This is a genomic window from Pseudoflavitalea rhizosphaerae (assembly GCF_003991355.1).
In the GTDB taxonomy this organism is placed as follows: Bacteria; Bacteroidota; Bacteroidia; order Chitinophagales; family Chitinophagaceae; genus Pseudobacter; species Pseudobacter rhizosphaerae.
The window spans coordinates 772915-797051 of sequence record NZ_RCSU01000002.1 but is presented as its reverse complement, the minus strand read 5'-3'; the positions used below and the strand labels follow the sequence as shown (position 1 = coordinate 797051).

Annotated in this window: 14 protein-coding genes; all 14 read right to left on the bottom strand. The window is 48.2% G+C overall.

What is annotated here, in order from left to right:
- Positions 1-6: 6 nt before the first annotated feature.
- Positions 7-924: an ABC transporter ATP-binding protein gene (locus D9Y29_RS05860; protein ID WP_127125945.1), complete on the bottom strand. Its 918-nt coding sequence runs from the start codon at positions 922-924 to the stop codon at positions 7-9.
- Positions 925-1023: 99 nt separating this feature from the next.
- Entirely contained in the window at positions 1024-1734 is a 711-nt protein-coding gene (locus D9Y29_RS05855; protein ID WP_127125943.1) for an RNA polymerase sigma factor, read from the bottom strand.
- 11 nt (positions 1735-1745) lie between these two features.
- Positions 1746-2726 carry a hypothetical protein gene (locus tag D9Y29_RS05850; RefSeq protein WP_127125941.1) on the bottom strand — a complete coding sequence of 327 codons (981 nt, stop codon included), beginning with the start codon at positions 2724-2726 and terminating at the stop codon, positions 1746-1748.
- Positions 2727-2759: 33 nt separating this feature from the next.
- A complete protein-coding gene (locus tag D9Y29_RS05845; RefSeq protein ID WP_164735279.1) occupies positions 2760-4265 on the bottom strand; it encodes a RagB/SusD family nutrient uptake outer membrane protein in 1506 nt (501 codons plus the stop codon).
- A gap of 10 nt (positions 4266-4275) precedes the next feature.
- Positions 4276-7995 carry a SusC/RagA family TonB-linked outer membrane protein gene (locus D9Y29_RS05840; RefSeq protein WP_164735278.1) on the bottom strand — a complete coding sequence of 1240 codons (3720 nt, stop codon included), beginning with the start codon at positions 7993-7995 and terminating at the stop codon, positions 4276-4278.
- 191 nt (positions 7996-8186) lie between these two features.
- The gene (locus tag D9Y29_RS05835; RefSeq protein WP_127125935.1) at positions 8187-9359 is read right to left on the bottom strand and encodes a FecR family protein; all 1173 of its coding nucleotides are present in this window, start codon (positions 9357-9359) and stop codon (positions 8187-8189) included.
- Positions 9360-9423: 64 nt separating this feature from the next.
- The gene (locus tag D9Y29_RS05830; protein WP_164735277.1) at positions 9424-10026 is read right to left on the bottom strand and encodes an RNA polymerase sigma factor; all 603 of its coding nucleotides are present in this window, start codon (positions 10024-10026) and stop codon (positions 9424-9426) included.
- A gap of 180 nt (positions 10027-10206) precedes the next feature.
- Positions 10207-13152, bottom strand: a complete 2946-nt coding sequence (locus D9Y29_RS26490) for a serine hydrolase (protein WP_164735276.1) — start codon at positions 13150-13152, stop codon at positions 10207-10209.
- A 24-nt stretch (positions 13153-13176) separates the two neighbouring features.
- On the bottom strand, positions 13177-14358 hold the full coding sequence (locus D9Y29_RS05820) for a cystathionine gamma-synthase family protein (RefSeq protein ID WP_127125931.1): 1182 nt from the start codon (positions 14356-14358) through the stop codon (positions 13177-13179).
- Between the two features lie 7 nt (positions 14359-14365).
- On the bottom strand, positions 14366-15247 hold the full coding sequence (locus tag D9Y29_RS05815; protein ID WP_127125929.1) for a serine hydrolase: 882 nt from the start codon (positions 15245-15247) through the stop codon (positions 14366-14368).
- A 28-nt stretch (positions 15248-15275) separates the two neighbouring features.
- Positions 15276-16859: a serine hydrolase gene (locus D9Y29_RS05810; RefSeq protein WP_127125927.1), complete on the bottom strand. Its 1584-nt coding sequence runs from the start codon at positions 16857-16859 to the stop codon at positions 15276-15278.
- Between the two features lie 11 nt (positions 16860-16870).
- Positions 16871-18964 carry a S9 family peptidase gene (locus tag D9Y29_RS05805; protein ID WP_127125925.1) on the bottom strand — a complete coding sequence of 698 codons (2094 nt, stop codon included), beginning with the start codon at positions 18962-18964 and terminating at the stop codon, positions 16871-16873.
- 205 nt (positions 18965-19169) lie between these two features.
- Positions 19170-20579: a SusD/RagB family nutrient-binding outer membrane lipoprotein gene (locus D9Y29_RS05800; protein WP_127125923.1), complete on the bottom strand. Its 1410-nt coding sequence runs from the start codon at positions 20577-20579 to the stop codon at positions 19170-19172.
- Between the two features lie 10 nt (positions 20580-20589).
- Positions 20590-24120, bottom strand: a complete 3531-nt coding sequence (locus tag D9Y29_RS05795; protein ID WP_206513718.1) for a SusC/RagA family TonB-linked outer membrane protein — start codon at positions 24118-24120, stop codon at positions 20590-20592.
- Positions 24121-24137 lie beyond the last annotated feature (17 nt).

The following is a 24137-nucleotide window of genomic DNA, read 5'->3' as shown; positions in this document are numbered from 1 at the left end:
GATTATTTATGATGTCTGAGAGGACAGTTGTTTAAAAATATCATCAAGCATGCCTTTGTCGTAACCGATCTCGCGCAGCTTCCATCCATTCTCCACACTGGCGGTAATAAGCCGGTCGTTCATATCCTGGTCTCCATCGAAATGGATGCGCACCTGCTGACCATTGAGAAATTCCACACTGGTAACGCCTTTGATCTGTTGCAGCATTTCTTTTGCGGGCGGGTTGTCGAATTTCATCAATATGGACCGCGCCTGTGTGTAATTATTGAAAGCGTCCATAGTATCTGAAAAAACGATCCTTCCGTTTTCGATCATGATGATCTCCCGGCAGAGGATATTGATCTCAGAAAGGATATGTGAGGACAATAAGACCGTATGCTCCTGTGATATCTCCCGGATGAGTTTCCTGGCCTCGATCAGTTGGTTGGGATCAAGCCCGTTGGTAGGTTCATCCATTACTACCAGTTTGGGTTTGTGAATGATGGACTGTGCAATGCCTACCCTTTGGCGATAGCCGCCAGACAGGTTCTTGATAAGCCGGGAACTGAAATGGGAGAGACCGCATTTGTCTTTCACCTCTTCTACAGCAGCCCTTACTTTCTTTTTATCTATCAATCTCAACTCTGCCGTGTAAACGAGGTATTCATCGATAGTGAGATCTGTATACAGTGGAGGCGTCTGTGGCATGAAACCAATTTCCCTTTTTGCAGCTTCCGGATCTTTTCGTTTATTGATCCCGTTTATATATACATTCCCTTCAGTTGGATTCAATGTGCCGCAGATAATATTCATGGTAGTGGATTTGCCGGCGCCATTGGAACCCAGCAAACCTATTATTCCATTTTCAGCAATTTCGATATTGATATCCCTGATGGCCCAGGTACTGCTGTAGCGGTGGGATAGATTTTCTGTTTTTAAGATCATGCAATTGGGTTTATTTTATTTGAGTATAGGCATGGCATTACCGGATCACAATAGCATGCCGCTTTGATCTTTTTTGATTTACCAGCCTTGAAGGCGGCTTTATTGATTAAGGGAAACCGAAACTACCTGTGAAATATTTTTTATCACTGTTGCGTAGCTGTTCACTGAGAGACTCAATAATTCTGCTGATCGTTCTGCACTGTTCACTTGTTCTGTTTTATATAAGTCCCTGAACTGTTCATCTGTATTACTGCTTTTGAAAAATAAATTATTGCAGGCGCAAAAAATAGAAAACAACAATATGAAGCAAATATTTTCTTTCACAAATTGCATGGCGCGCAGCAAATGCACTTTTACTGTATTGGGAGATATTTGAAGCTGGGTGGCAATTTCCTGTCTTCTCAAACCGATCTCTTTGCTAAGGTGCAAAACGATTTGTTGTTGGGAGGGGAGCTTGCTGATAGCGCTGTTAAGCAATACTTCACTTTCTTTTCCTATCAAACGTTCTTCAACATTTGAATAGCAGGATCTTTTTTCGTAACTCAAGGCCTTGAATACGCGGATTTGAACAGTTGTTTTCCTTACATGTTTAAGTGCCAGGTTGGTGACTGCTTTCGATAACCATCCTACGGGGTTTTCAGGAATTATTTTACTACGGTGTTTCCATAATTCCAGGAATGCTTCCTGTACGATGTCTTCAGTTACCTGTTTGTTTTTGGTGATCTGGAAAGCAGTATGCTGAAGATGTCCGCTCCAGTTCTCTACAATTTTGGTAAACTGGTATTGAATATGGCTCTGACAGGAATTCATGGCTATTACGTTTATCCGGGTAGTTTGAAACCTGCATCACTGACAATTTTCCTGATAACACTGAATTTTTCCAGGATCAAGGCATTGTTGGGATACAGGTTGGTGAATTCTTCTTCTGTATAACATAAACCAGCAGTAAGGAAAGCCCTCAGATCATCTGAAGTTCGGGGCATACTTTCCAGGTCATTCATGGGTGGTGTCTCCGCCAGCTTCACACGCGGATATTTCAGTATACCCACTGAATTGGCAGCAGGTTGGTTACCTGCTGGAAACGCATACATGAAGGGAATACCGAAATAAATTTCCAATCCGGGCATTATCGCATTCATTGCAGCCCTGGAGATACTGAAAAACTCCTGCTGCAATCTTTCATCATACAAATCGTTCAAACGTTTTTCTGCAATACCTGCCATTATGGAAGCGACATATATTCGTTTTTCAATATCGCTCATGGCTGCTACGTTCTTTACGCTGATACCAATGGTATTGAATCCCTGAACAGCAGTCCAGCCATCGGCAATCTGGGTATTCTGAGCGGTAAAGCCTGCATAGTATACAGAATCGAGCATGAGGATGCTGGGAACGTGGATCCTGGCAGGAAGCCTGGGAAGAAGGTCTTGCTTCAACAGGTCAAGGAAGGCCGGTATCTGTGTTTTGTCCGACACCAGTTTGAAGCTCATGTTGAAATCGCCATACATTGTGTAGTCTATCGATAAGGTGTAGTAGGTATACCTGGGCTTTCCATCGATCACACCCACCTGTTTCTTTTTGATGGTGTCGTTAGAAAAGCTGGCAATGCCGGTGCTTTTGAAAAACTCATACCTGGCATGCTGTACAGGATCATTGGGATCGTCTTCCACAACGAAATAATTTTCATCCAGGAATGAGGGAGATGGCATTTTTTCTTTCCGGCAGTTGGTTGCCAGCAAGGCCATCAACAGGCAGCAGGCGAGGGTGCGGGTAACCGTTATATTGAGTCTATGCTGTTTCATAATGATGTGGGATTGGTAAGATGATGGAACAGGTTATTGTTTCAATGGTCTCATGGGTCTTTGTTCATTGGTGATAAGCCCCCTGTTGAATTCTATTTCATCGCTGGCGATGGGAACGATATAAGCAGCTTCATCCTGCTCATAGGGTCCCAGATCATAATAACCGTTTTCTGCAAATCCATTACCGACGAATATGATGGAGCGGTGCCTGATGGATTTGCTGAACGGGTATTTACTGTTCACCGCATAACGGCGAAGATCGAACCAGCGATGTCCTTCAAAACAAAGCTCCAGCCTGCGTTCTTCACGAACTCTGGTAACGAGCGCTGCTCCTTCCTCACTAAGCGGCGTAAGCGCAGCGGGTTGAAACCGTTTTTTCCTCAGTTCCTGCAAACTGTTGCGGGCTTCTTCGGAACGGCCGAGTGCAGCCAGCGCTTCCGCTTTGTTGAGGTACATTTCAGAAATGCGGACCAGGAACATATCGGATACATCATCCACTGTAGCGTTGAGCGTTTTTCTCTTTTTGACCACCCGGTAATATCCCTGGCTGTTCTGTGCGAGGAAAACCTTCAATCGAAGATCATCCTGGGGATAGCTCAGGGCCAGCTCTTCAGATACCCTGTAGAATGGTCCGGCGGGTTTATCGTAATTGAGGGCCATTATACCAGCAAAATGATTAGCGCCCATAGTGAAGATCTCTTCCGATGAATGCCGGTACAGGAAATCATCACCTGCTGTATGAAGATTGAGATCCTTCACCTCATACAGTTGGCTTTCAATCACTTTATTGGCATAGAGCAAAGCTTTCTCATACTCTTCCATGAACAGATAGACCCGGCTGAGTAAAGCCTGTGCAGCCTGTTGGGTAACACGGATGGTGGAACCTTTGTTGGCGCCTGCCAGTTCCTGTTCAGCTTCCTGCAGGTCTTTCACAATTTGCAGGTATACTTCTCCGGTAGTGCTGCGCGTAACGGCCTGGTCTTTGATGGCAGGCTCTGTTTTCAGAGGTACGCCAAAATCTGTGCCTGCCGTGGATGAGCGATAAGGTTTGCCATACAAATTCACCAGCATGAAATAATACACAGCCCTCAGGTAATGCGCTTCTCCGGCAATCCTTTTTAATGTAGCGGCGGGTTCATTCTTCTTTCCCAGCTCTGCAGCATTGTGCAGTATCGTATTGATGCCTGCTATCCTGATGTAGAGATCATTATAAAAAACATCGGTATTTTCCAGCTTGCCAGCGGTGGAGAGCCTGGGCTCCGCCTGCCAGTAATGCCAACCTGTGCGCAGTTCATAATTATGATTGTTCTGTTGCGTGGGGGTTATCTGTGCATCATCGTCCATTGCATAAAGCCTTATTTCTCCACCGCCCACAGGATTGTAATAAGCTGTTCCCACCAGTAATTCATCCAGGTCACCTGCCGTTTCGATGAAACTGTTGTTCTGGGAATAGGAAGAGAGGAATTTTTTGCAAGACAGGCTACTGATGGCCAGTATGCAAAACAGCGGCACCAAAATCCTGGTTGTATGTGGTTGCATAATCATTCTTTTAAAAGCTGAGATTGAGATTGAACGTATATACGGGCCTGATTGAAAGATTGATATTAGGCGAAGAGCCGGATTGCGTTGGATCCTGTCCGCGCAATTCTTTATCGGCAATAGTGAACAGGTTATTTCCGGTCAGCTTTACAGTAGCTCCCTTAATGTTCAGTTTCATACATAGCTCACGGGGGAACATGTAGGTCAGCGCCACGTTTTGGAGTTTGATGTGATCCCCTTTCACCACGCGGATATCGGAGAAATCATACATCTGGTAATAATCAGTGGCAAACCGGTTGGACTGTACATATCCGGCATCGATCCACCAGGCATATCTATCCGATGTAAGGAGCTGCCCTCCCTGGAGGGCCGGGATATTGGTGTTTTTTTCATCGCCCGGATAACGCCAGCGGTTGACAAACTCTTTGCGGAGGTTTTGCTGCGAGCTGGGCCGGAAAGTGCCGTAATTGCCGGATGCGATCTGGAGCAGTCGCACTTTGTTGCCAACACTGTAGCTAAACATGATATCGAGGCTCCAGTTGCCGTATGTGAAGGTATTGTTTATGCCGCCCTGCAACACGGGCTCCCTTCTTCCTGATTCCATCATTACCATACTGAATACCTCATCCTTCGTCATCTTATTGTATTGCGCCATCAACGCTGCTTTGTTATCAGGTTCTGCTCCATAAAAAACAGGAAAACCATACTGGGGGTCAAGTGTTTTGAAACGATAGGAATAGAAAGTGTTCACTGATTTTCCATTGACAGGCACATTGCCAGACAGGTAATCCTGGTAAGTGAGTGCAGCATCATCCACCAGTACATTCCGGCTGTTCAGGTTATTATTGATCAGTTTGTTGAACACCTGCCCAAGCTGTGGATCGAAACGCCACATGAAGCCTTTCTTATTGCCTGTACTTTTGTTGTTGATGATCCTGAAATTCATACTCAATTCCACACCCTGGTTCTCCAGGATGCCACCGTTCACCACGTAGGAATTGCCCGGCACTCCGTTCACCACAGACACTTTCTTGGTCAAAAAGGCATTGGTGGTTTTACTGTAAAAATATCCAAGTGAGCCCCTGATCCTTCCTTTCAGGATCGAGAACTCAAGGCTACCATTATAATCCCGTTTCTTCTCCCATCTCAGGTCCGGGTTTGGATAAGAAACAATGGTTGACCCATAAGCATCGTAATAAGTATTGATCGGTCCTTTTCGCATAATGGTGTACGGTGTTTGTCCGTTGAGCATGTTGCCCTGCGTGCCATAAGAGAAACGGAGCGCCGCCATCTCCACCCACGGCAATTGTTTGAACAGGTCTTCATGGATATTCCATCTGCCTGACAATGCCCAGGTAGGCAGGAATTTTTCATTGCTCCTGGATCCGAAAGCATTGGAGAACTCCTGGCTGGTGGTAGCGGTAAATACATAGCGGTCGTTGAAAACATAGGTGGCAGTGAGAAAGGTGCGCAGACTATTTTCCAAAATTTCGGTGATCACCGTTCCGCCATTTTGCCGCAGCCAGGAGGCATAGTTCTTGTATTTTGCCAGATCGATATCGGCGAAGCTGAAACCACGTTCAGGGTAATAGCCTCTGCTGGTGCGCGCAGTTGTGCTGCTATTGCTTGAATTGACTACACCACCGATAGCTGCGGTGAGCTGGTGTTTCCTCATGTAATCCAGGTACCTGCTGATATCGAGCTGGCCATTGATAGTATAGTTTTGTTTCCTGACCATTTGTTGACGAAGCTCTCCGCCAAATGGAAGTAGGTCCATATCCGGACGGAAAACTTGCTGGGTGGTGTGCCAGGCCTGGCTTCTGATTTTGTATGCCCAGTCAGTATTTTCTTCAAACCAGGTATTGTGGTCCGAACTGCCTCCTGTATGTGCAAGCACAGCGCTCAACTGTATGCCGCTGGCGATCTCGTAGCGTAGATTGGCGCTTGCCGTGTATTCGCTGTTTTCAACTGTTTCCCCGGTATGATCCATTTCATGAAGAATATTCATTTTTTTGAAATCATGGAAACTGGAAACATTGGTTTGAGAGCCAAGCGTTGAATAAAAATAGGGGGAGCCGTCTTCATTGTAAAGGGGAATGGCGCGGCTGGTGCCATAAGCATAATTCATCACACCTATCTCATTAGGAGTGTACCGGCGCTTTTCCCTTCCCAACTGGATTTGGAAAACCGCTTTGAATTTCCTGTAATTGAGCTGGAGATTCAATGTTCCCGTATACAGTTTGTTGCTCTCTTTTTTGATCACACCCGGTTCCGAGTTGAAACCTACCGATGCACGATAGACTGTAGAGGCATTGCCGCCTGAGATACTGAGCGTATGCCTGGTGATGAATGCATCCTGCATGGTGTTGCCCAGCCAGTCTGTATTCACGGACTCCGCCCTGTTGACACGTTGCTGGAAAGTGGCGAAATCGATCTTGCCGGCATAGTATTCGGCAATCGCCAACTCATATGCTTCGAGGCCGGAGCCACGCAGTGGCAGTTTCTTTTCGATGATCTCACGGGATACGTCCACGCGCTCACGGGAATCCATCATGTAAACATCCCGGTCTGTATATCTTGGTCTTCGTGTGTAGGAGCCCGATACATTGTAGTTGACTACCGGCGGTCCGGCTTTCCCTCTTTTGGTAGTGATCACTATCACACCATTGGCGGCCCTTACTCCGTACAGCGCTGCTGCCGTGGCATCTTTCAGTACATCGATCTGCTCAATGTCGTAAGGATTCAATCCGGAAATGGCATTGCCCAGCAGGTTCACGAAATCCGGATCATTGATCCTGTCTGCCGGAATAGGGATAGGGTTGGTGCGGATGATGCCATCCACCACCCACAAGGGTTCGCGGGAACCAAGATATGTGGAAGTGCCGCGAATACGGAGTTTGGGGGCAGCGCCGGCTTGTCCGGAGTTCTGCATATAGGTAAGGCCGGGCACACGACCTTCGAGCATCTTATCTACCGTGCTCAAACCTGGTTGCATGATTGAATCCATATTCAGGGAAGTCACGGAACCCGTCAGGTATTTTTGTTTGATCTGCTGAAAGCCATTGTACACTACTGCATCTTCCAGTACCGTGTTGGCGCGCATCAATTTGATCTGTACATTTTGTTTATTGGCGATCAGCAACTGGCTGTTATTGCCCGCTTCATCATTGCTCTGCCTGTTGCGGCCTGAGCGGTCGGGAGACACAACGCGGAACAGATCGCCGGAGAGCTGCAGGGAAATGGGCTGGAACCCCACCGCGGAAATGTCCAGTATTTCATCTTCATTCAGGTCCATCGAAAACCTGCCGTTCGCACCGGATGTAGTGCCTTTCCGCGTTCCCCTGATGCGTATGCTTACATCCGCGAGCGGTTGAAAATTTACATCGATGATTCGCCCGCTTACAGGCGGGGCGGGCTTTTCGAACAATGGTATCTGATCCTTCAATTTGATGGAGATGGTATTTCCTTCAATTGAAAATTCCAAAGGTCCATCGCCCAATATTTTTTTCAGGAAAGTTTCAACGGGCATCTGCCTGGCTTCGATGGTTACAGGAGCCGCCTGGCTTACCTGTTTTTTGTTGGTGAATACCAGGTAGCCCGTTTGTTTTTCGATCACTGAGATGATGGTGGAGAGACTCACTTCCTTGCCGGAATAAGTGATCGTTTGGGACACAGCAGCGGCGCTTACCTGCAAGCAGCCCAGCAGCAGTAGAATGGCAGTAATTTTCATACCCCTGAACATTTTGGTTAAGAAGCCTCCAGGCCGCCCTGGCGGGGCAGATCGATAAAAACACATAACTTAGTAGCAGTTTTGGGTTTTGAATAAATTGTTACACGCAGTTTTAACCAATCCCGGAATCATGAAAGGCAGTCTTCCCACTGCCTTTCTTTTTGCAGGATGGATCTGATCGCAGGATAAGGTTATCGTGAAACGTGAAGGGTATTGCCTTCGAGTCTGAAATGGGCCCCGGCGCCGTCCATGATCTTCAGCACCTGATTAAGAGTAAGGTTTCTTCCAATTTTTCCAAGAAAGGTTTCATCCACTGGTTCGTCATACACTACTTTAATATTGTACCAGCGGGAAAGTTGCCGCATCGCGTCCTGAACGGATATATTGTTGAAATCGAAAATGCCATTCTTCCAGGCTATGTCCTGGTCCGTATCCGTGGCAAATACTTTTCCGTTGCTATAAGCTTCACCCGGCTTGAGTACGCGATCGTTCACTTTGATAGAGCCTTCCACGAGCGTGGACTTGATCGCTTTTTCATCAGCATAGGCATTTATGTTGAATCGGGTACCCAATACCGTTATCTTGTCAGTTACTGTTTCAACTATGAAAGGTAACCTGGCATCAGCCGCTACCTCAAAATAAGCTTCGCCTGTTAACGTAACGGTACGCGTACCGGTAACGAATGCAACGGGGTAGGTGATGGAGGATGCGGCATTCAGATAAACTTTTGTGCCATCCGGTAATACCAGCTGGTATTGGCCCCCTTTGGGGGTGGACATAGTATTGTACCGGATATTTTCAGATGACTTGTTACGTTGATTGCTCTCTGTATAGCTTATTTGTCCTGCAGCATCTTTCCTGATCTCGGCATTTCCCTGTTTGGCAAGTACTCCCTTTGCCGCACTATCCAGCAGAATGGTTGACCCATCCGAAAGGGTCAGGGTTGCGATTTGTGTTCCCGGGGCTATATCCTGTGTAATTGTTTGCTGTGCTGATCCTGTGCTGGTTTGTTTATTGGTCTCCGATTGTTCCCAAAGGAACCAGGCTCCTCCTGCTATCAGTAGTACTGCTGCTGCATAACGGACCCATCCGGCGATGGGCCTTCGTTTGCTATTGATACTTACCACGCCGGCCTGTTCCCTGGAACGTTGCCAGATCTGTTCCGCATTGGAATGGGTCCATTCCTTCAGGTTATTCCTTACCCAGTTTTCATCCAGTATTTCATCGAATGCTTTTGGGTTGTCTGGCGAGGCTGCCAGCCATTTGTTCAGCAACTGCTCTTCGGCAGGAGTTAATGGCTGGTCCGACCACTTTTTGAAGAGTGTTGCCAGTAGCTCATCATTATATTCCAGATCGTTCTGCATATACACTAAAACGATCTTCCCATTCTTTTGCTACAGGAAAGTGATTATTTTTTGAAGAAATTTTTTAGTGGGCCTGCCAGAGTAAGGCAAATAGGAGTGTTGAGTCCCATAGGTCTTTTTTGCGTAATGCGGTACGAAGCTGCACCAGGGCACGGGATTTTTCCACCCTTACATGCGTTTCGGTCATTTGCATTTTTGCTGAGATCTCAGCAGTGGACAGTTCCTCCAGGAAACTCCATTCAAGGATCTGCCTGGACCGTTCCGGTAAAGATTGTATCTCCAGGTAGATCAATTGAAGTAATTCACTCTGGTACATTTTTGCTTCGATCCCGGTATCGTTAAGGGTTTTCGGTAACGCAGGATGCGCCGCTTCTATTACTTTCCGGTGTTTCAGGAAATCCAGGCACTGGTTCCGGACGGTGGTGTAGAGGAAGGACCGGATCCCTGCCATAGAAGTAAAATCCTTATGTCTTTGCCAGAGTTTACAGAAAGCAGCACTTACTATGTCTTCAGCCTCCATGCGGTTGCCGGTAAGTTTTTGGGCAAAGAAACAAAGGGGATTAAGCTGGGAATCGAAGACCTGCCGGAATGCAGATTCTTCACCCCTGGCGAAGCGTTCGGGAAACTGCGGATCATTATAAAAAGCTGCACTAATCAATAGAAGCAATGGTTTGAGCCAAATCAGTATATGATATTCTGGTAGGAGAAGGTTTGATAGTAACGATGGTAAAAATAAGGTTATTATGGACAATGCGACGAAACACCGGAAAAATTCCCGTTGGATGAATTTGAGCGATATTTTTGAAGCGTTTTGTTTGGTGGTTGTCAGGGCGAGGTTACCGGTGTATTAATTCGGAGCATTGGGCTTCAACCTGATCTCATATTCCTGGATCTTTGCCGGCGTTTCTGGCGTCAATGTAAATCTTACTTCGATAGATGCCTTTTCTCCTTTGATCCGAAAATATCCACGCAGGTTATTCTCCGGCACCATGGGGCCGACAGATTTGATGGCGCCTGCCTTTGCAAAGATTTCCCTGGCTTCCTTTCTCAGTGAATCGGGGAAATAATCGAGGAAGAAATTTTCGGCAAAGGCTTCGGATGAAGTTGCATGCTGCCAGTCCGGAAGAAATGAAGCCAGTTCATTTTTCCTTTTTTCCAGAATCGGCGTTACGGGAATGGGGATGGGCGAAGCGCCGGTAAGGTCCAATAAAGTATCAATAATCACTGTGTTGAGGTAAGAAGCGGAAGCATAGGTGAGATTAGCGAAGCAAACTACGCCAATACCGTAATCGGGCAGGATGGTCCAGTTGGTGCCGAAGCCAGGAAGACCTCCGCTATGACCAACCATCACCCGGCCCTTGCAATCGTGTGCCCAGCGAAGACCGTATCCGTATGCAGAAACGATGGGACAGGCGCTGGTCTCGCCGGGATACTTATAACCCGGGTTGAGCATATTGAAATTCCAGGGCTGCTGCATTTCGCGGATGGAGCTTCTTTTCAGGGGCCCCTGTTCAGCGCCGCTCCTGGCGGGCCATCCGGAGAGTTGGAAGCTCATGTATTTCGCAAAATCTTCGATGGTGGTGATCATACCCCCCATGGCGCCGTAAGCGCCACTGTGCAACATCGGTTGTTCCACCCAGTTATTGTTGAGCCGGCGGTAACCCAGGGCCAGTTCATTAGACGGTACTTTGCTGTATTCCCAATAGGTATGGCGCATATCCAGCGGCGTTAGTACATTTTTATTGATATATTCCTCATATGGCAAACCTGATACCTGTTGAATGATATAGCCCAGCAATGCATACCCGAGATTGCTGTATTCGTATTTCACGCCCGGACTATTGGAAAAGGAAATGCCTTTCTTCACCATGTCCAGCATGGCTTCATTGGAAATTTCGAGTTGCCGGTCGCCCCAGGGATTGTCTTCCGGGAAACCGGCTGCATGGGTGAGGAGATGGCGCACCGTCAATACAGGCGCATCATCCGATGCATATTGCTGGTGTTTCAGTTCAGGGATGTACAGATAAGCGGGATCGTCCAGTTTTAGTTTGTCCTGATCGCGCAGTTGCAGGATAGCCACGCTCACAAAGCTTTTGGTCATGGATGCAATACGGAAGGCGGAGGATGAACCGGCAGGTAATTGCTTTTCGATATTGCTGAGCCCTGTGCTGCCGGTATGTATCAATTGTCCGTTACGAACGATACCATAGACCAGACCGGGATAATCGTTCTTCTTAGCAAAATCTTTGTAGATCTTATCAATAACCTGCAAAGCCTTTTTCCATTTTTCCTGTTTATTGCGGTAAGTCTGAATCAGCTCATAAGTAGTTGGGATCAGCTCCCTGAATCGCTCGAAGGTGGCTCCCGGGATATTCGTTTCGCTGAAAGGCACCATCTTCACATATTCCTGTACTTCACCAGCATTCCTTCCATACTTGTATTCATAGGTGAAACGGCCCTGCGCGTCTGTTCGCGTATGAGCATTGTCGTTATTGGGGACGCTGATATAGAATTCGCTCTCTTTCTGGCTTCCGGATGGGTTCAACAGTTTTTGCTGCGCTAGGTGATCATAGAGCTCGGTGGCTACATTCACTGCCGGATCGATCAGCTTGATATCGGCGGCCATGAAAGGACGATAGATATAGTTACCGTTCTTTTTATAATCATACAGCTCTTTCAGGGTCTGCCGGATCTCCTTCACCAGGTAAGGATAATGTGTGCAACCCAGGATCAGCGCTTTCAATGGCGGAGCGCCGGGCGATTTGCGAAGCTTCTCCATCAAAGATACCAGGTGATAGCGCACATAATTGCCGGTGGAGTTCAGTTGCATGATCTGGCAATCATCGTTGTTCTTCGTATCGCAGAGCATTTGGTTCTGATCGAAATTGAAATTGTAAATATCCAGCAGGGTCTTGTCTATTTTGTACTCTGCGCTTTGGAGGGAGGGGCCGCGATAACTGACAGCCGGTCTGGTTGATTTACGGTTGATGAAATCCGGCTCTTCATCCACGGCTTCCGCCAGTCCGTATCCTCCCTGGCTCACAATGTTCAGTTTTCCTGTGTAGCCCAGTTTCTCTTTCAGGGCCAGTATCGTTCTTTCATAACCTCCTGATGCCACTGTGCCCACTGTTGCAAAAACAGCTACAGTGGCATTTTCATTTTTGCCGAGTTGTTCAAGCGCGCCTTTGGCGCCTGCATCGATCACGCCGATAATTTTCAGACCGATGCCGGTTCTGCGCATGAAATCTTCCAGGTGAGATTTCGCATAAGCGGTAGCGGTATTGCACGCGATCACGATGGTCTTTACCCGCTTCTTGTCTGTGCTGTACTGTTTTTTGTCTGCGCTGGCATAGTATTTATCGGACATCAGGAATTGTACATCTTTCAATACATGCTCTATCAGCAGATCGCTTTTCTTTTCACTGTAATAGTTGCCGTAGGGCATGTTTGCCTGATCTGCCAGGTAAATGAATTGCTCTTTTGCGAAATCGGCTACAGCGTCTTTACCTTGCTTTCCCGTGTTGTTGTGGTGCGCATCGTAGTTGATGAGGGTATTCAGAATGGTGAGTCCGCCGGTGCCTGAATCGAATACGCCAATTGGCAATGAAGCATCGCCCTCAGGGTAATGCGCGGGATCGATAAAGAAGAAATTGTTCCTGTCTTTCAACATGGCTTTTTCCATAGGCGCCAGGGCAGCAGGATTGCCGGAGCTTTGTGCGTATAACGAAGCAGGAGAGCATAAGCAAATGCTCAACCCGATAGATATTGCAGTTCTTTTGTAGCTGTTCATCATGTACTGTTTGATCTGTGATGGCTTTTATAATGATGCAAGGGCGGTGTCCAGGTCCTGCAGCAGGTCTTCCACATTTTCAATGCCCACGGAATAGCGGATAAGGCTTTCAGGAATGCCCAGCAGTTTTCTTTGTTCTTCCGTCAGCTCTACATGGCTGGTAGTACGTGGCGGCCCTGCCAATGTACTCACGGAACCGAGGCTGGCAGCGAGATGTGTGAACCTCAATGCCGGCAAAAATTTTTTCACGAGCTCATAGCCCCCGTCGAGGGAAAAGCTCAGGATACCGCCGAAGCCGCTCATTTGATTTTTCGCTATGTCATGTCCGTTATGGGTATCAAGGCCGGGATAGAATACATCCTTTACACGGGGATGTGCTTTCAGGTATTTCGCGATTCTGATGGCGGATGCATTCTGCCGTTCTATGCGCAGTTCCAGGGTTTTCATGCCCCTTGCGATCATATAGGCAGGGTCGGCCTGCAGGCTGGCGCCATTGATCTCGCGGAACCGGAACACTTTTTCCACTAGTTCTTTTTTGCCGCATAACAATCCTCCCATTGCATCAGAATGGCCGCAGAGGTATTTGGTGGCGCTATGTATTACGAGGTCTGCACCTAGTTGTAACGGATGCTGGTTCACGGGCGTTGCAAAAGTATTGTCCACCACTACGATAGCGCCCGCGTTTTTTGCGGCTGTGGATAAGCGTTGTATGTCTACAATTTTGAGGGTAGGATTGGTGGGCGTTTCCAGGTAGACCAGATCGCAACCTTTGGCGATCTCAGCTTCAAGTTGCTCATGATCGGTGGTGTTGCATAGTTTCACTTCCACATTATAGGCTGGCAGGAAATCGAGGAACAACCTGCTGGTGCCGCCATAGGTGTCTTTCAGCGATACTACCCGTTTACCGGGTGTGAGGAAACTGAACAGCGTATTGCTGATGGCTCCCATACCGCTTGAAAAAGCGATAGCTGCTTCAGCGCCTTCCATGACCTGTATCTTGGCTTCCAGCACTGCAACTGTGGGATTTGTATTGCGGCTGTAAATATGACCTGCTGTTTTCCCGGTAGCCACATCATGCCAATGGTCCAGGTCTTTGTAAGAGAATGCAACACTGTTGACGATGGGCGAAGTAACAGCACCTTCTGTGAAAAGATCATCTTCGCCTGCCCATACGGCCTGTGTTCCTTTTTTATAATTCGAGAAATCCATTTTTATACTATTTGCTTTTTCCGAAATAATGATCGTAAATGATCCGGGAAGCATTGGCCAGTGTATTGGTAGCTACCTTGTGGTCTTTGATCCCTTTCGATAGGAGCACTATCACGTACTTTTTTCCGTCTGGCAGGAATACGATCCCGGAATCATGACAGATACCGGTAATGGATCCGCTCTTGCTGGCCACTTTTGTACCTGCCGGCAGCTTTGCAGGGATCACATCCCTGAAATGCTGGTCCATCAATATTTTGATCATCGCTTCGCTGGCTCTCCTGTTCACCGCAGTTCCCTTTTCCAAATGTTCCATGATCAGCATCAGATCATACGCAGTGGTGGTATTGTTGAGGCCTTTTTCAAAAGCCTTATCATCTTCCACGCCACGCAATACCCTCATATCTTTGGCGCCCAGCTTGCGCATGGTGACCATTACTTTTTTGGCATCCACCAGGTCTATCATGATATTGGTGGCCAGGTTACTGCTTTTGGTGATCATACGGTGCAGCACATCCGAAACGGGCAACTTTTGACCGATATGTGTATAGAGATCATGTTCGCTGTCGTCTGTAGAGTCGAGCGAATATGGACTACCATCCACGATACTGGAGAAAGTATTCTTTATTTCAATACTGTCTTCGATCCTGAACTTCCCTTTGGAAGCCTGCCGGAAGGTTTCGATCAGTACAGGCGTTTTCATGGTGCTGGCTGCATGGAAGGAAGCATGCTCATTCATGAAGAAGGTCTTACCGGTGGAAAGGTCTTTGAATGCGATGGCAAAATAACCTTCAGGATGGTTGGCGAACTCGGCATCGAGCGCTGTACGAAGCCCTGTTGTATCATTGTTGAAAAGCATGGCAGAAAACAATAAAGTGAATAATCCCGGCATGGTATATGAGTTTCGTGATGATGGATATTTATTTTATTCCAGGAAGTGCAGGCACCAGTTTTACGTCTTCCAAATAAAGATTGGAATCGGGTCTGATGCTTTTCATGGTGATGCTGGTGACGGCTCCTTTTTCGGAAACGGAAAAATTGATGTAGGCGTCTCCTTTCAGGTCGGTATTTCTGAAGCGTGCAATAAAAGTATTGTATTGGAAGTATTGCAGATCGGCCACCAGCTGGGGCAACTGATCGAATACCATTTTGAGGCTCCCTCCGTTTTCTGAAATGGTCACCTCTCCATAGTAAGGGTCTTTGTATTTGCCTGCGTAATTTTTTACCGGCACAAGTGATGTTGCCCCGGTAACAGGTGGGATGGTGTTCTCCTGCAGTTTGCGTTGTTGACGGGCGATACTGCTGTCGAGTTGTTTGCGGTAAGCGGATGTCCAGTCATGCGCAGGGTTCTTCATGTAATGGTCGAGGATATGGTAGATCACAGACCAATAGGCGCCGGAGGATTCCTGGTTGGTGAGCACCACAATGCCAACACCAAGATCAGGCGCCATGGCCAGCTGAGACACAAAACCATCCAGCGCACCGCCATGACCCACTATTTTGTATTTACCATAATTGTAGCTGCGGAATCCAAGCGCATAGCCATAGAAGTTCATCTGTGCGGGTTTCATCTCAGGGATATTCTTTGTAATTGGCATGGGCCTTACGATTGTCCATAATTGCTGGGTAGTGGAAGGCTTGAACAGCACTGTTTTTTCTGGTGTACGGCCTGAGTCCAGCTGTGTGATCATCCACCGGCACATATCATTTGCATTGGAAGCGATCCCGCCGGCAGGGTTGGCTGCATCACCGATGCCCTGCTCAAAGAATCCTTCCACTATTTTTATCTCATTATTATTTCGGCTATGCGAAGCCGATACATTGGCGCTTGCTTTCATCAGGGAGAACCTGGAAAGGGTTTCTTTCATTCCCACTTTATCGAGAATACGCACTTTCACGAATTCTTCCCATGACATGCCAGATACGGCGGCAATCAGTTCTCCTGCCGCCAGGTACAGGATATTGTCGTATGCATAGGTAGTCCGGAAATCGTGTTTCAGTGGCAGTAGTTGTATTTTCTCAACGATCTCTTTCCTGCTGAAAGTTGAAGGCGGGAACAGCAGCATATCGCCTGCATAAGCAGACAGGCCGCTGTGATGCACCAGCAGGTCGCGCACGGTCAGGTGGCTGGTCACATATGGATCTGACATCCGGAACCAGGGAAGATGATCGATCACCGGATCATCCCATTTCAATTTTCCTTCCTCTTCCAGCAGGGCCAGCGAAGTAGCAGTGAATGCCTTTGAGTTGGAAGCGATACAGAACAAAGTATGAGCATCCACGGGATCTTTGGCGCCCAGCTTTTTGATGCCGTATCCTTTGGCGAGAATGGTCTTGCCGTTATGAACGATACCCACGGCCATACCCGGCACTTCAAATGTTCTCAGCACTTTTTCAATATAGGCATCCAGGCCGGGAGGTGCTTGTTCCTGCTGCCTGGCGGCTGCTGATATCATCAGCAGCGAAAACGATAAAACCATCAACAGGTATTTAGAATAATGCATTACAGATCAGTTTAGGGCTTCAATAATTTTCTTTCCAGGAATTCCGCTATGGCGGCATCTACTCTTAACTGGTTTGAATATTTCATCCAGTGATGTGTTTCGTCGGGAATTACCAGGCTTTCAAATGGGAAACCTTTTTTCTCGAAACGGCGGACAAGGTCGGTGCTTTGATGGAATTCCACATTGCCATCGTCGTCGCCATGGATGAGCAGCACGGGAGAAGTCCAGTTATCGAGCCAGGCAATGGGAGAGGATTGCCAGATCAATGCTTTTGCAAGACTTACATCAGGCGCCTGTTCAGGCTTTGTGATATCCGGACCGAACACTGTGAGATTATGTTCACCATGAATGTCCACACCTGCAGCAAACAATTTTGAATCCCTACCGAGAGCCAGCGCTGTGAGGAATCCGCCGTAAGAGCCTCCGTATACGCCGATCCTGGAGGCATCCACCATTGGATGTGCGGCAAGCCATTCACCGGCTGCTTTGATATCCTGGTATTCGGAAGCGCCATAGATCCAGGAGCGGGCAGGATGCTGAAATTCGTATCCATATCCAATCCCAAGGCGGTAGTTCACTGAGAGAACAATGAAACCACGACTAACGAGGTATTGATTCAATGCATAAGTATTCGCATAGTAGTCGCCGTAATGCCAGCCGAGCAACATCTGTCTTTCGGGCCCACCGTGAACGAATAGTACAGCGGCTGTTTTGCCGGATATTTTATCAGGTAAAAAGATTTGTCCAAATACAGTTTTCCCATCCGCCGCTTTGAAGCGGACTGGTTTGGGCGTTACCAGTTGATTCGCCGGAAATCCTCCGGGAATAAGGTTTTCGCCCAGGAGTTTTTGTTTGCCTTCCGCAAAAGATATTACTGCCGGCAGGGTAGGGCGTTGTGCAGTAGCGCTGAGGTACACCAGTTGTTTACCGTTTCCTGTGATCAACGGAAATGTTTCGATGCCATCACCCGTTGTGATCAGTTCCATTTCCGGTTTGTTCACAGGAACGCGGATGATATGGCGACGATCGTAGTCGGCGGTATCGGGGCCTGTATTGGCGCTACCTGTGAGCCATTGCCCATCTGCGCTCAACTTGATATGTTCAACAATGAAATTGCCGGGTGTGAGCAAAATGGCCTCTCCGCCTTCGGCTGGCATGGAATAGAGATGTGGCCAGCCATCATGGGTTGATAGAAAAACAATTCGATTGCCTGCGGCCCAGTGCAGGTTATAACGGCCATGGCTAGCCGGTACGGAACCAGCTGGTGTTCCGGGCGACTTCCAGATCTGAGTGGTCTTACCCGTTGTGATATCTGCCACCTGCACAGACCAGGGCTGATAACGTTCAACAGTAAGCGAATCAGGAGCGCCGCCTGATGCGGGCCGGCGGACGAATACGAGTTTTTTTCCATCCGGCGACCAGCGTGGAGATGCGTCGCGCGCAAAAGTAGGAGCGATCCATTGGAGCGGTGCATTCTTATTCTGAAAGATACCAATGAAGGAATGATCCCCGCGTGAAGAGACGAATGCGATTCTAGCGCCATCGGGCGACCATTGCAGCCCGCTTGTTCGCCCCTTATCATAAAAGAGTGGTTGCGCAGGCTTCGATCCGTCAACAGGAACCATCCATGCCTGGTGCGCTTTAATGAATGCAACTTGTTTACCATCGGGTGAAACAACGGCTTCATCTCCTTCACTCAATAATTTTGGATTGCCACCGGAAAAGGGAATCGAGTACAAACGAATAGCAGGCGCCTGGACCGATGAGGAAGGATTGCGTGGAATGGTCTCGTCAAACGCGCCATGGTCGGCCCCCCTTACAAATATCACCCTGCTGCCATCGGGTGTTAAGGTTACACCGGATAACTCCTGACCTTCATCCTTATCGTAAGCTGTCAGTTTGCGTGGCATGAATTGTGGTCCTTCGGCCACATAAATATTGCGTAGTCCTTCCTTATTAACGGCAAAGGCTATGCGCGATCCTTTGGCAGCGGCAGTGAGCTCACTGATGAAAGGATAGCGGGTGATGGATTCAAGGGTAAAGGATTGTGCGCAGACGGATGTAAATGAGTAAACAGCAGCAATGCTGACGAGCAGCTTTTTCATGTGATGTCGTTTGTAAGATGGAAGGGGTGACTGGAAAGGTCGCTTCTTCCTGTACCAGGGAGCCCAGTCGCTCGCCCCCCGGCGAGTGACTTCTAATTGTTCGCCTCCGGCGAACACTGCGTCGCCGGAGGCGACTAAATACAAGTCACTCGCCGGGAGGCGAGCGACTGCCAGCTCTCTGTCATTTCTAGTCACCCCTGCAATTTTAATTATCCCAGATAAGCCTTTCATCAAGTCCGGAAACAGGAGGAACATTCTTTCCGTTCCGGCTCGTTTCCACTGTAGGATAAGCCAGCCGGCGGATGAAACTGTTCATGGCTGCATTTTGCGGCAGCGTGAAATCTTTGTATTTGTAATCGAACCTGCGTGCGTCCACCCATGCTTCTGGGTTGAGGAACATCACAACATATTTTTCCTTGAAGATCAGGTCGAGTGTAAGATTGTCTTTGCCAACCGATACAGCGGGATTGCCCAGGTAGGCATTCCTGGCTGCCGGGTCAACGCCAACTTTTTCCATGTGGAGCCTGATGCCGTCCAGGTAAGCATCATAGGCAGTTTCAGGATCATTGCTCCTGAAGGCGGCTTCTGCTTCAATGAATTTCATTTCTGCGTAAGTGACCAGCCAGAGCGGCGCATTGCCTTTCGAATAATAGCCATTGATCCAGAGATAGGATTCTTCATCATCCGTACCGGTCCCGATCCGTCCTGCGCCGTTGGGGGTGCCACGATAGTCGCCGAATTTGGTGATACTGGCAATCAGCGGCAGGCGTGGGTCTTCCACTCCGAAAGTAGTTCCGTTCAATGCATCCACAAATTGTGTACTCAGCCAGCCATCGAGGTTGAGTTGGGTGTTATTGTACGATACGGCATTCCAGGGGCTTCTGCCATCGAATACGGTAAGCGCTGCATCATCGGCGTTAGACCCGTATGCATTGGTGAGGGTGCTCAGTACTTCAGCGGGATCATAGTCGGGCGTTTTGGTGAACTGGGTAAGGAACCTGGCTTTAAGTGCGTAGGCTGTTTTGATCCATGCCTGAACATCGCCTTTATGGATGAGGTCGTTGCTGGAATTGAGGTCCATAGACACATCCGTTTTGTTCAGTTCTGCGATGCCATCGTTCAGCAGTGTGAAGCAGGTCTGGTGCAGATCGGCCTGTTTGTCGAATGTTGGGATCAGCAGATCCAGTCCTTTCAGTGCTTCGGAAAAAGGAACATCGCCAAAGCTGTTGATGAGCATATTGAGGTTATAAGCCATGAGGATCTTACCTACGCCCAGGTGCTTGTATGCATTGTTCGCTTCTGCCTTGTTGATCATCTGCTGGATATTCATCATGGCAGTGTAGAAGTTTTCCCAGGTGTTCGAGTAGTCCACCTCGTTATAGATATCACCATCGCTTGCACGGCTGTTGGAGGCGAGGTATTGAGTGTAATAGGAAGTGATATCACCCATCAGGAATGCGTCATAGGCTGTCTGATATGTGCTGGTGGTAAGCAGGCCATTGAGCGGCGGCTCTACTACCAGGTTGGGATTATCGAGCTTGTCGAGGTATTTGTCGCAACCTGCGATGCTTACTGCTAAAACCCCAGCTGCGAGTATGGAGGAGATTCTTTTCATTGTACTGGTTTTAGAAGTTAAGGTTTAATGAAACGAGGAAGCTGCGTACAGCAGGGTAGGTGAAACCGGCAAAGCCGTCGACCACGCTGCCTGAAGCGGTGGAACTGGATTCCGGATCATAGCCGCTGTACTTTGTATCCAGCCAGAGATTGTTTCCGGAAATGCTCACCGTGGCGCCGTTGAGGAAGCCTGTACGTTGAATCAGCGCGGAGGGGATTGCGTATGAAAGATTGAGGCTTCTCAAACGGATCCAGGACGCATCTTCGATAAAGGTTTCGGAAGCGCCGCGATATACATTACGATAGTAGCCATTACCATAGTTCACGCCATCCGGGCCTACACCCTGACCTAACCAAACAGGTTTTGTATTGGGGCTTCCATCCGCCAGCACGCCATCGAATACGATGATGTCATTGCGGTTTTCAGAACCTTTATGCAATGCGAAAGAAGCCATGAAGTTCGCGAGCTGATTGTAACGGTACACACCCTGCTGTGCATCGAAGAGGAAACCAAGGCTGAAATTCTTGTAACGGAGTGTGCTACCGAAGCTGCCGATCCATTTCGGTTGTGAGTTGGCGATATACTGCTGTTTGGAAGCAGGGTTCAAAACAGGGAATCCATTTGCGCCGATCACGATAGGACGGCTTTTATCGAGGTTCGCTTCGTCTTCTTTTCCATCGGCGAAATAACGTTTGTAGGTCCTTCCGAAGAGGGCGCCCACTGGGTAACCGGGAACGTATTTCTGTGTAACGGTGGCGCTGAGATAACCATAATGGTTTGCAAGCGGGATCTCTGTGAGCCCGGGATAGATGCTCAGAACTTTGTTCCTGTTACGGGTATAGTTGATGCGCATGTCCCAGCTGAAATCCGTTGTTTGCACCGGTGTGGCGGTAACACTGAGTTCGATGCCCTGGTTACGGATGCTGCCGGAGTTCAGATAGATCTGATCGTAACCACTTGGTACGGGTACTTTCACGGGAATGATCAGGTCTTTACTGGTATTGTTGTAATAAGTAAAGTCTATGCCGATGCGGTTGCGGAGCAGTCGTAGTTCAAGACCAGCTTCGTAAGAAGTGGTGAATTCGGGACGCAACTTTTCATCTCCTGTCTGGTTCGACAGCACAAAAGGAAGCACTCCATTAGAAAGCGGCTCGTTGATATTGAAGCCGGTTGAAGTTGCATAGGGAAGGGCGTCTTTACCGATCTTGGCTACAGACACGCGGAGCTTGCCGAAGCTGGCCCAGTCAGGCAGTTGGATATTTTCTGAGAATACCCAGCTGGCGCTGGCTGAAGGATAGAAGAAAGAGCGGTTCTCTTTAGACAGGGTGGAGGTCCAGTCGTTCCTTCCTGTAAAAGTGACGAAGAGGAAATTATCCCAGCTGAGCGTCCAGTCGCCGAATACGCCGATGATGCGATAATCTTTCTGGTAATTCTTGGTCACCCTCTTCTTTGTATTATCGAGATAGAAGAAGTCGGGCACTTCCAGTGTATCGCCTTGTGTGTATACGGAGGAGCGTGTGCTGTTGTAAAGATCGTGGCCAACCTTGAACGAAGATTTCAGGTGTTTGCCGATATCGTTCTTGAAGTTCAGCATCACGGTGGAGTTGACTACAAAATTTTTGATATTGTATTCCATTACGCGACCGTAGTAGAAATCTCCTGCGGGATAGATTTCATCAGGCACACCCAAAGGCCCGGGCGTAGTTTGCCTGCGTGAATCATTGTACATGTCGATACCCAAACGATAACTGATATCGAGCCATTTGAAAGGAGCGAACAACATATTGCTGTTGCTGATGATGCGGTCCACATCATCGATATATTTCTTACCGTAGAGCTGGTAGATGGGATTGTCTATATCAGCGCCTACGATGGTCTTTTGTGTGCCATCTGGTTTTTTATAATCCCAGATATCCCATCTTGGTGAAAAGTAGGTAAGGCTTTCATTGTACCGGTCGGCATCCCCGCGGCGGCCTCCGGATTTGATATAATTGAGTGAGCTTCCGAAGCGGAATTTTTCGGAGAACCTGAATTCGCCTCCGATCCTGGCAGAATAGTTCTTGTAATCTGTGAAGGGCATGATGCCATCCTGGTTGAACTGGGAGAAAGCGCCGGTGAAGATGGCTTTATCTGTTCCTCCGGAGATATTCAAACTGGTCCTGTAAGAGTGACCGTTCTTGTATCCGTGTTCATAGTTATTGAAGAGATTATCCGGATGCGTTGGATCTTCTGCTTTGGCTTCAGCTACAGTGGGGCCGTAGGCAGACCAGAAGCTGTTGGGATCATATTCGTTCATCCATCCCTGTGTGTATGTTTTTTGTGTTTCGGGGTACTTGTTGATCTTGTCAAATCCGATAGTGCTGGTGAGGCTGGCCCTCAGTTTGCCCGACTTCCCGGATTTTGTGGTGATGATGATGGCGCCGGTAGATGCGCGAAGGCCATACAATGCTGTGGCAGCGCCGCCTTTCAGGATATTGATGGTTTCGATATCATCGGGATTGATATCTGCGGCGCGGTTACTCATTCCCTTCAGGCTGCTGCCGTCAGACACATCTGTGGTATTGTCGATAGGGATTCCATCTATCACAAAGAGTGGTTGGAAATCGCGGTTAGGGTCCATGGAGTTGATGCCGCGGAGAATGATCTTGGCTCCCTGTCCGGGTGCGCCACCGCCAGAATTGATCTGCAGGCCCGCCGCCTGCCCCTGCAATGCGTTCACGATATTGGTCTGGTGACTTGCTGCCAGTGCATCGCCTTTCACTTCCTGTGCGGAGTAGCCTAATGCTCTTTTCTCTTTGCGGATACCGAGGGCCGTTACCATCACTTCCGTGAGGTTTGATTTATCTTCAGATAATTGAATATTGAGATTGAGCACTTCACCGTCCTTCACTACAATATTGCGCACTTCAGTGCTGAAGCCGATAGCGGAAACCTGCAAGCGGTAATTGCCGGGTTTGACGCCGGAGAGCGAAAACTGGCCCATGGCATCGGCAGCTGTACCGATACTGGTGCCCAGCAGAACGATCGAAGCATTGGGTAAAGGTTCGCCGGTAGAGCCGGTGACCTTTCCTTTGATGCCGCCATCTGCGCGGGAACCGGCTTCGTTATTGGCGGCAGCGGCAATACGCTCTTTCTTGATGATGATATTGGCTTTCACCATTTCGTACTGAAGTCCGGTGTTATTCAGTAATACGCCCAGCAATTTGTCTATGCTGATATTTTCGGCAGCGTAAGTGATGTTCTCAAAAGCAGCGATATCGCTGGTCTTGTAGGTGAAAAACAATTTGGTGGCGACTTCGATCTTCCTGAGGGCGGTTTTCAGTGAAGCGTCTTTCAGGTTGATAGACATCTTCATTTTGCTGAGGTCCTGTCCGGAAGATGTTCCCGCCATCAGCAGTCCGTTAAGGGTAAGTAAACAGGCCAGGATCATCATTCTCATAAGTAACCATTTCAGTTTTACTCCCTTCAGCAGGTGGGAAGGGAAGCAGCTTTTGGCGATGCCGGGCAATAAAATTCCAGGCACCTTTTGATGCAAATTCATAGCTTTGGTTGTTTAAA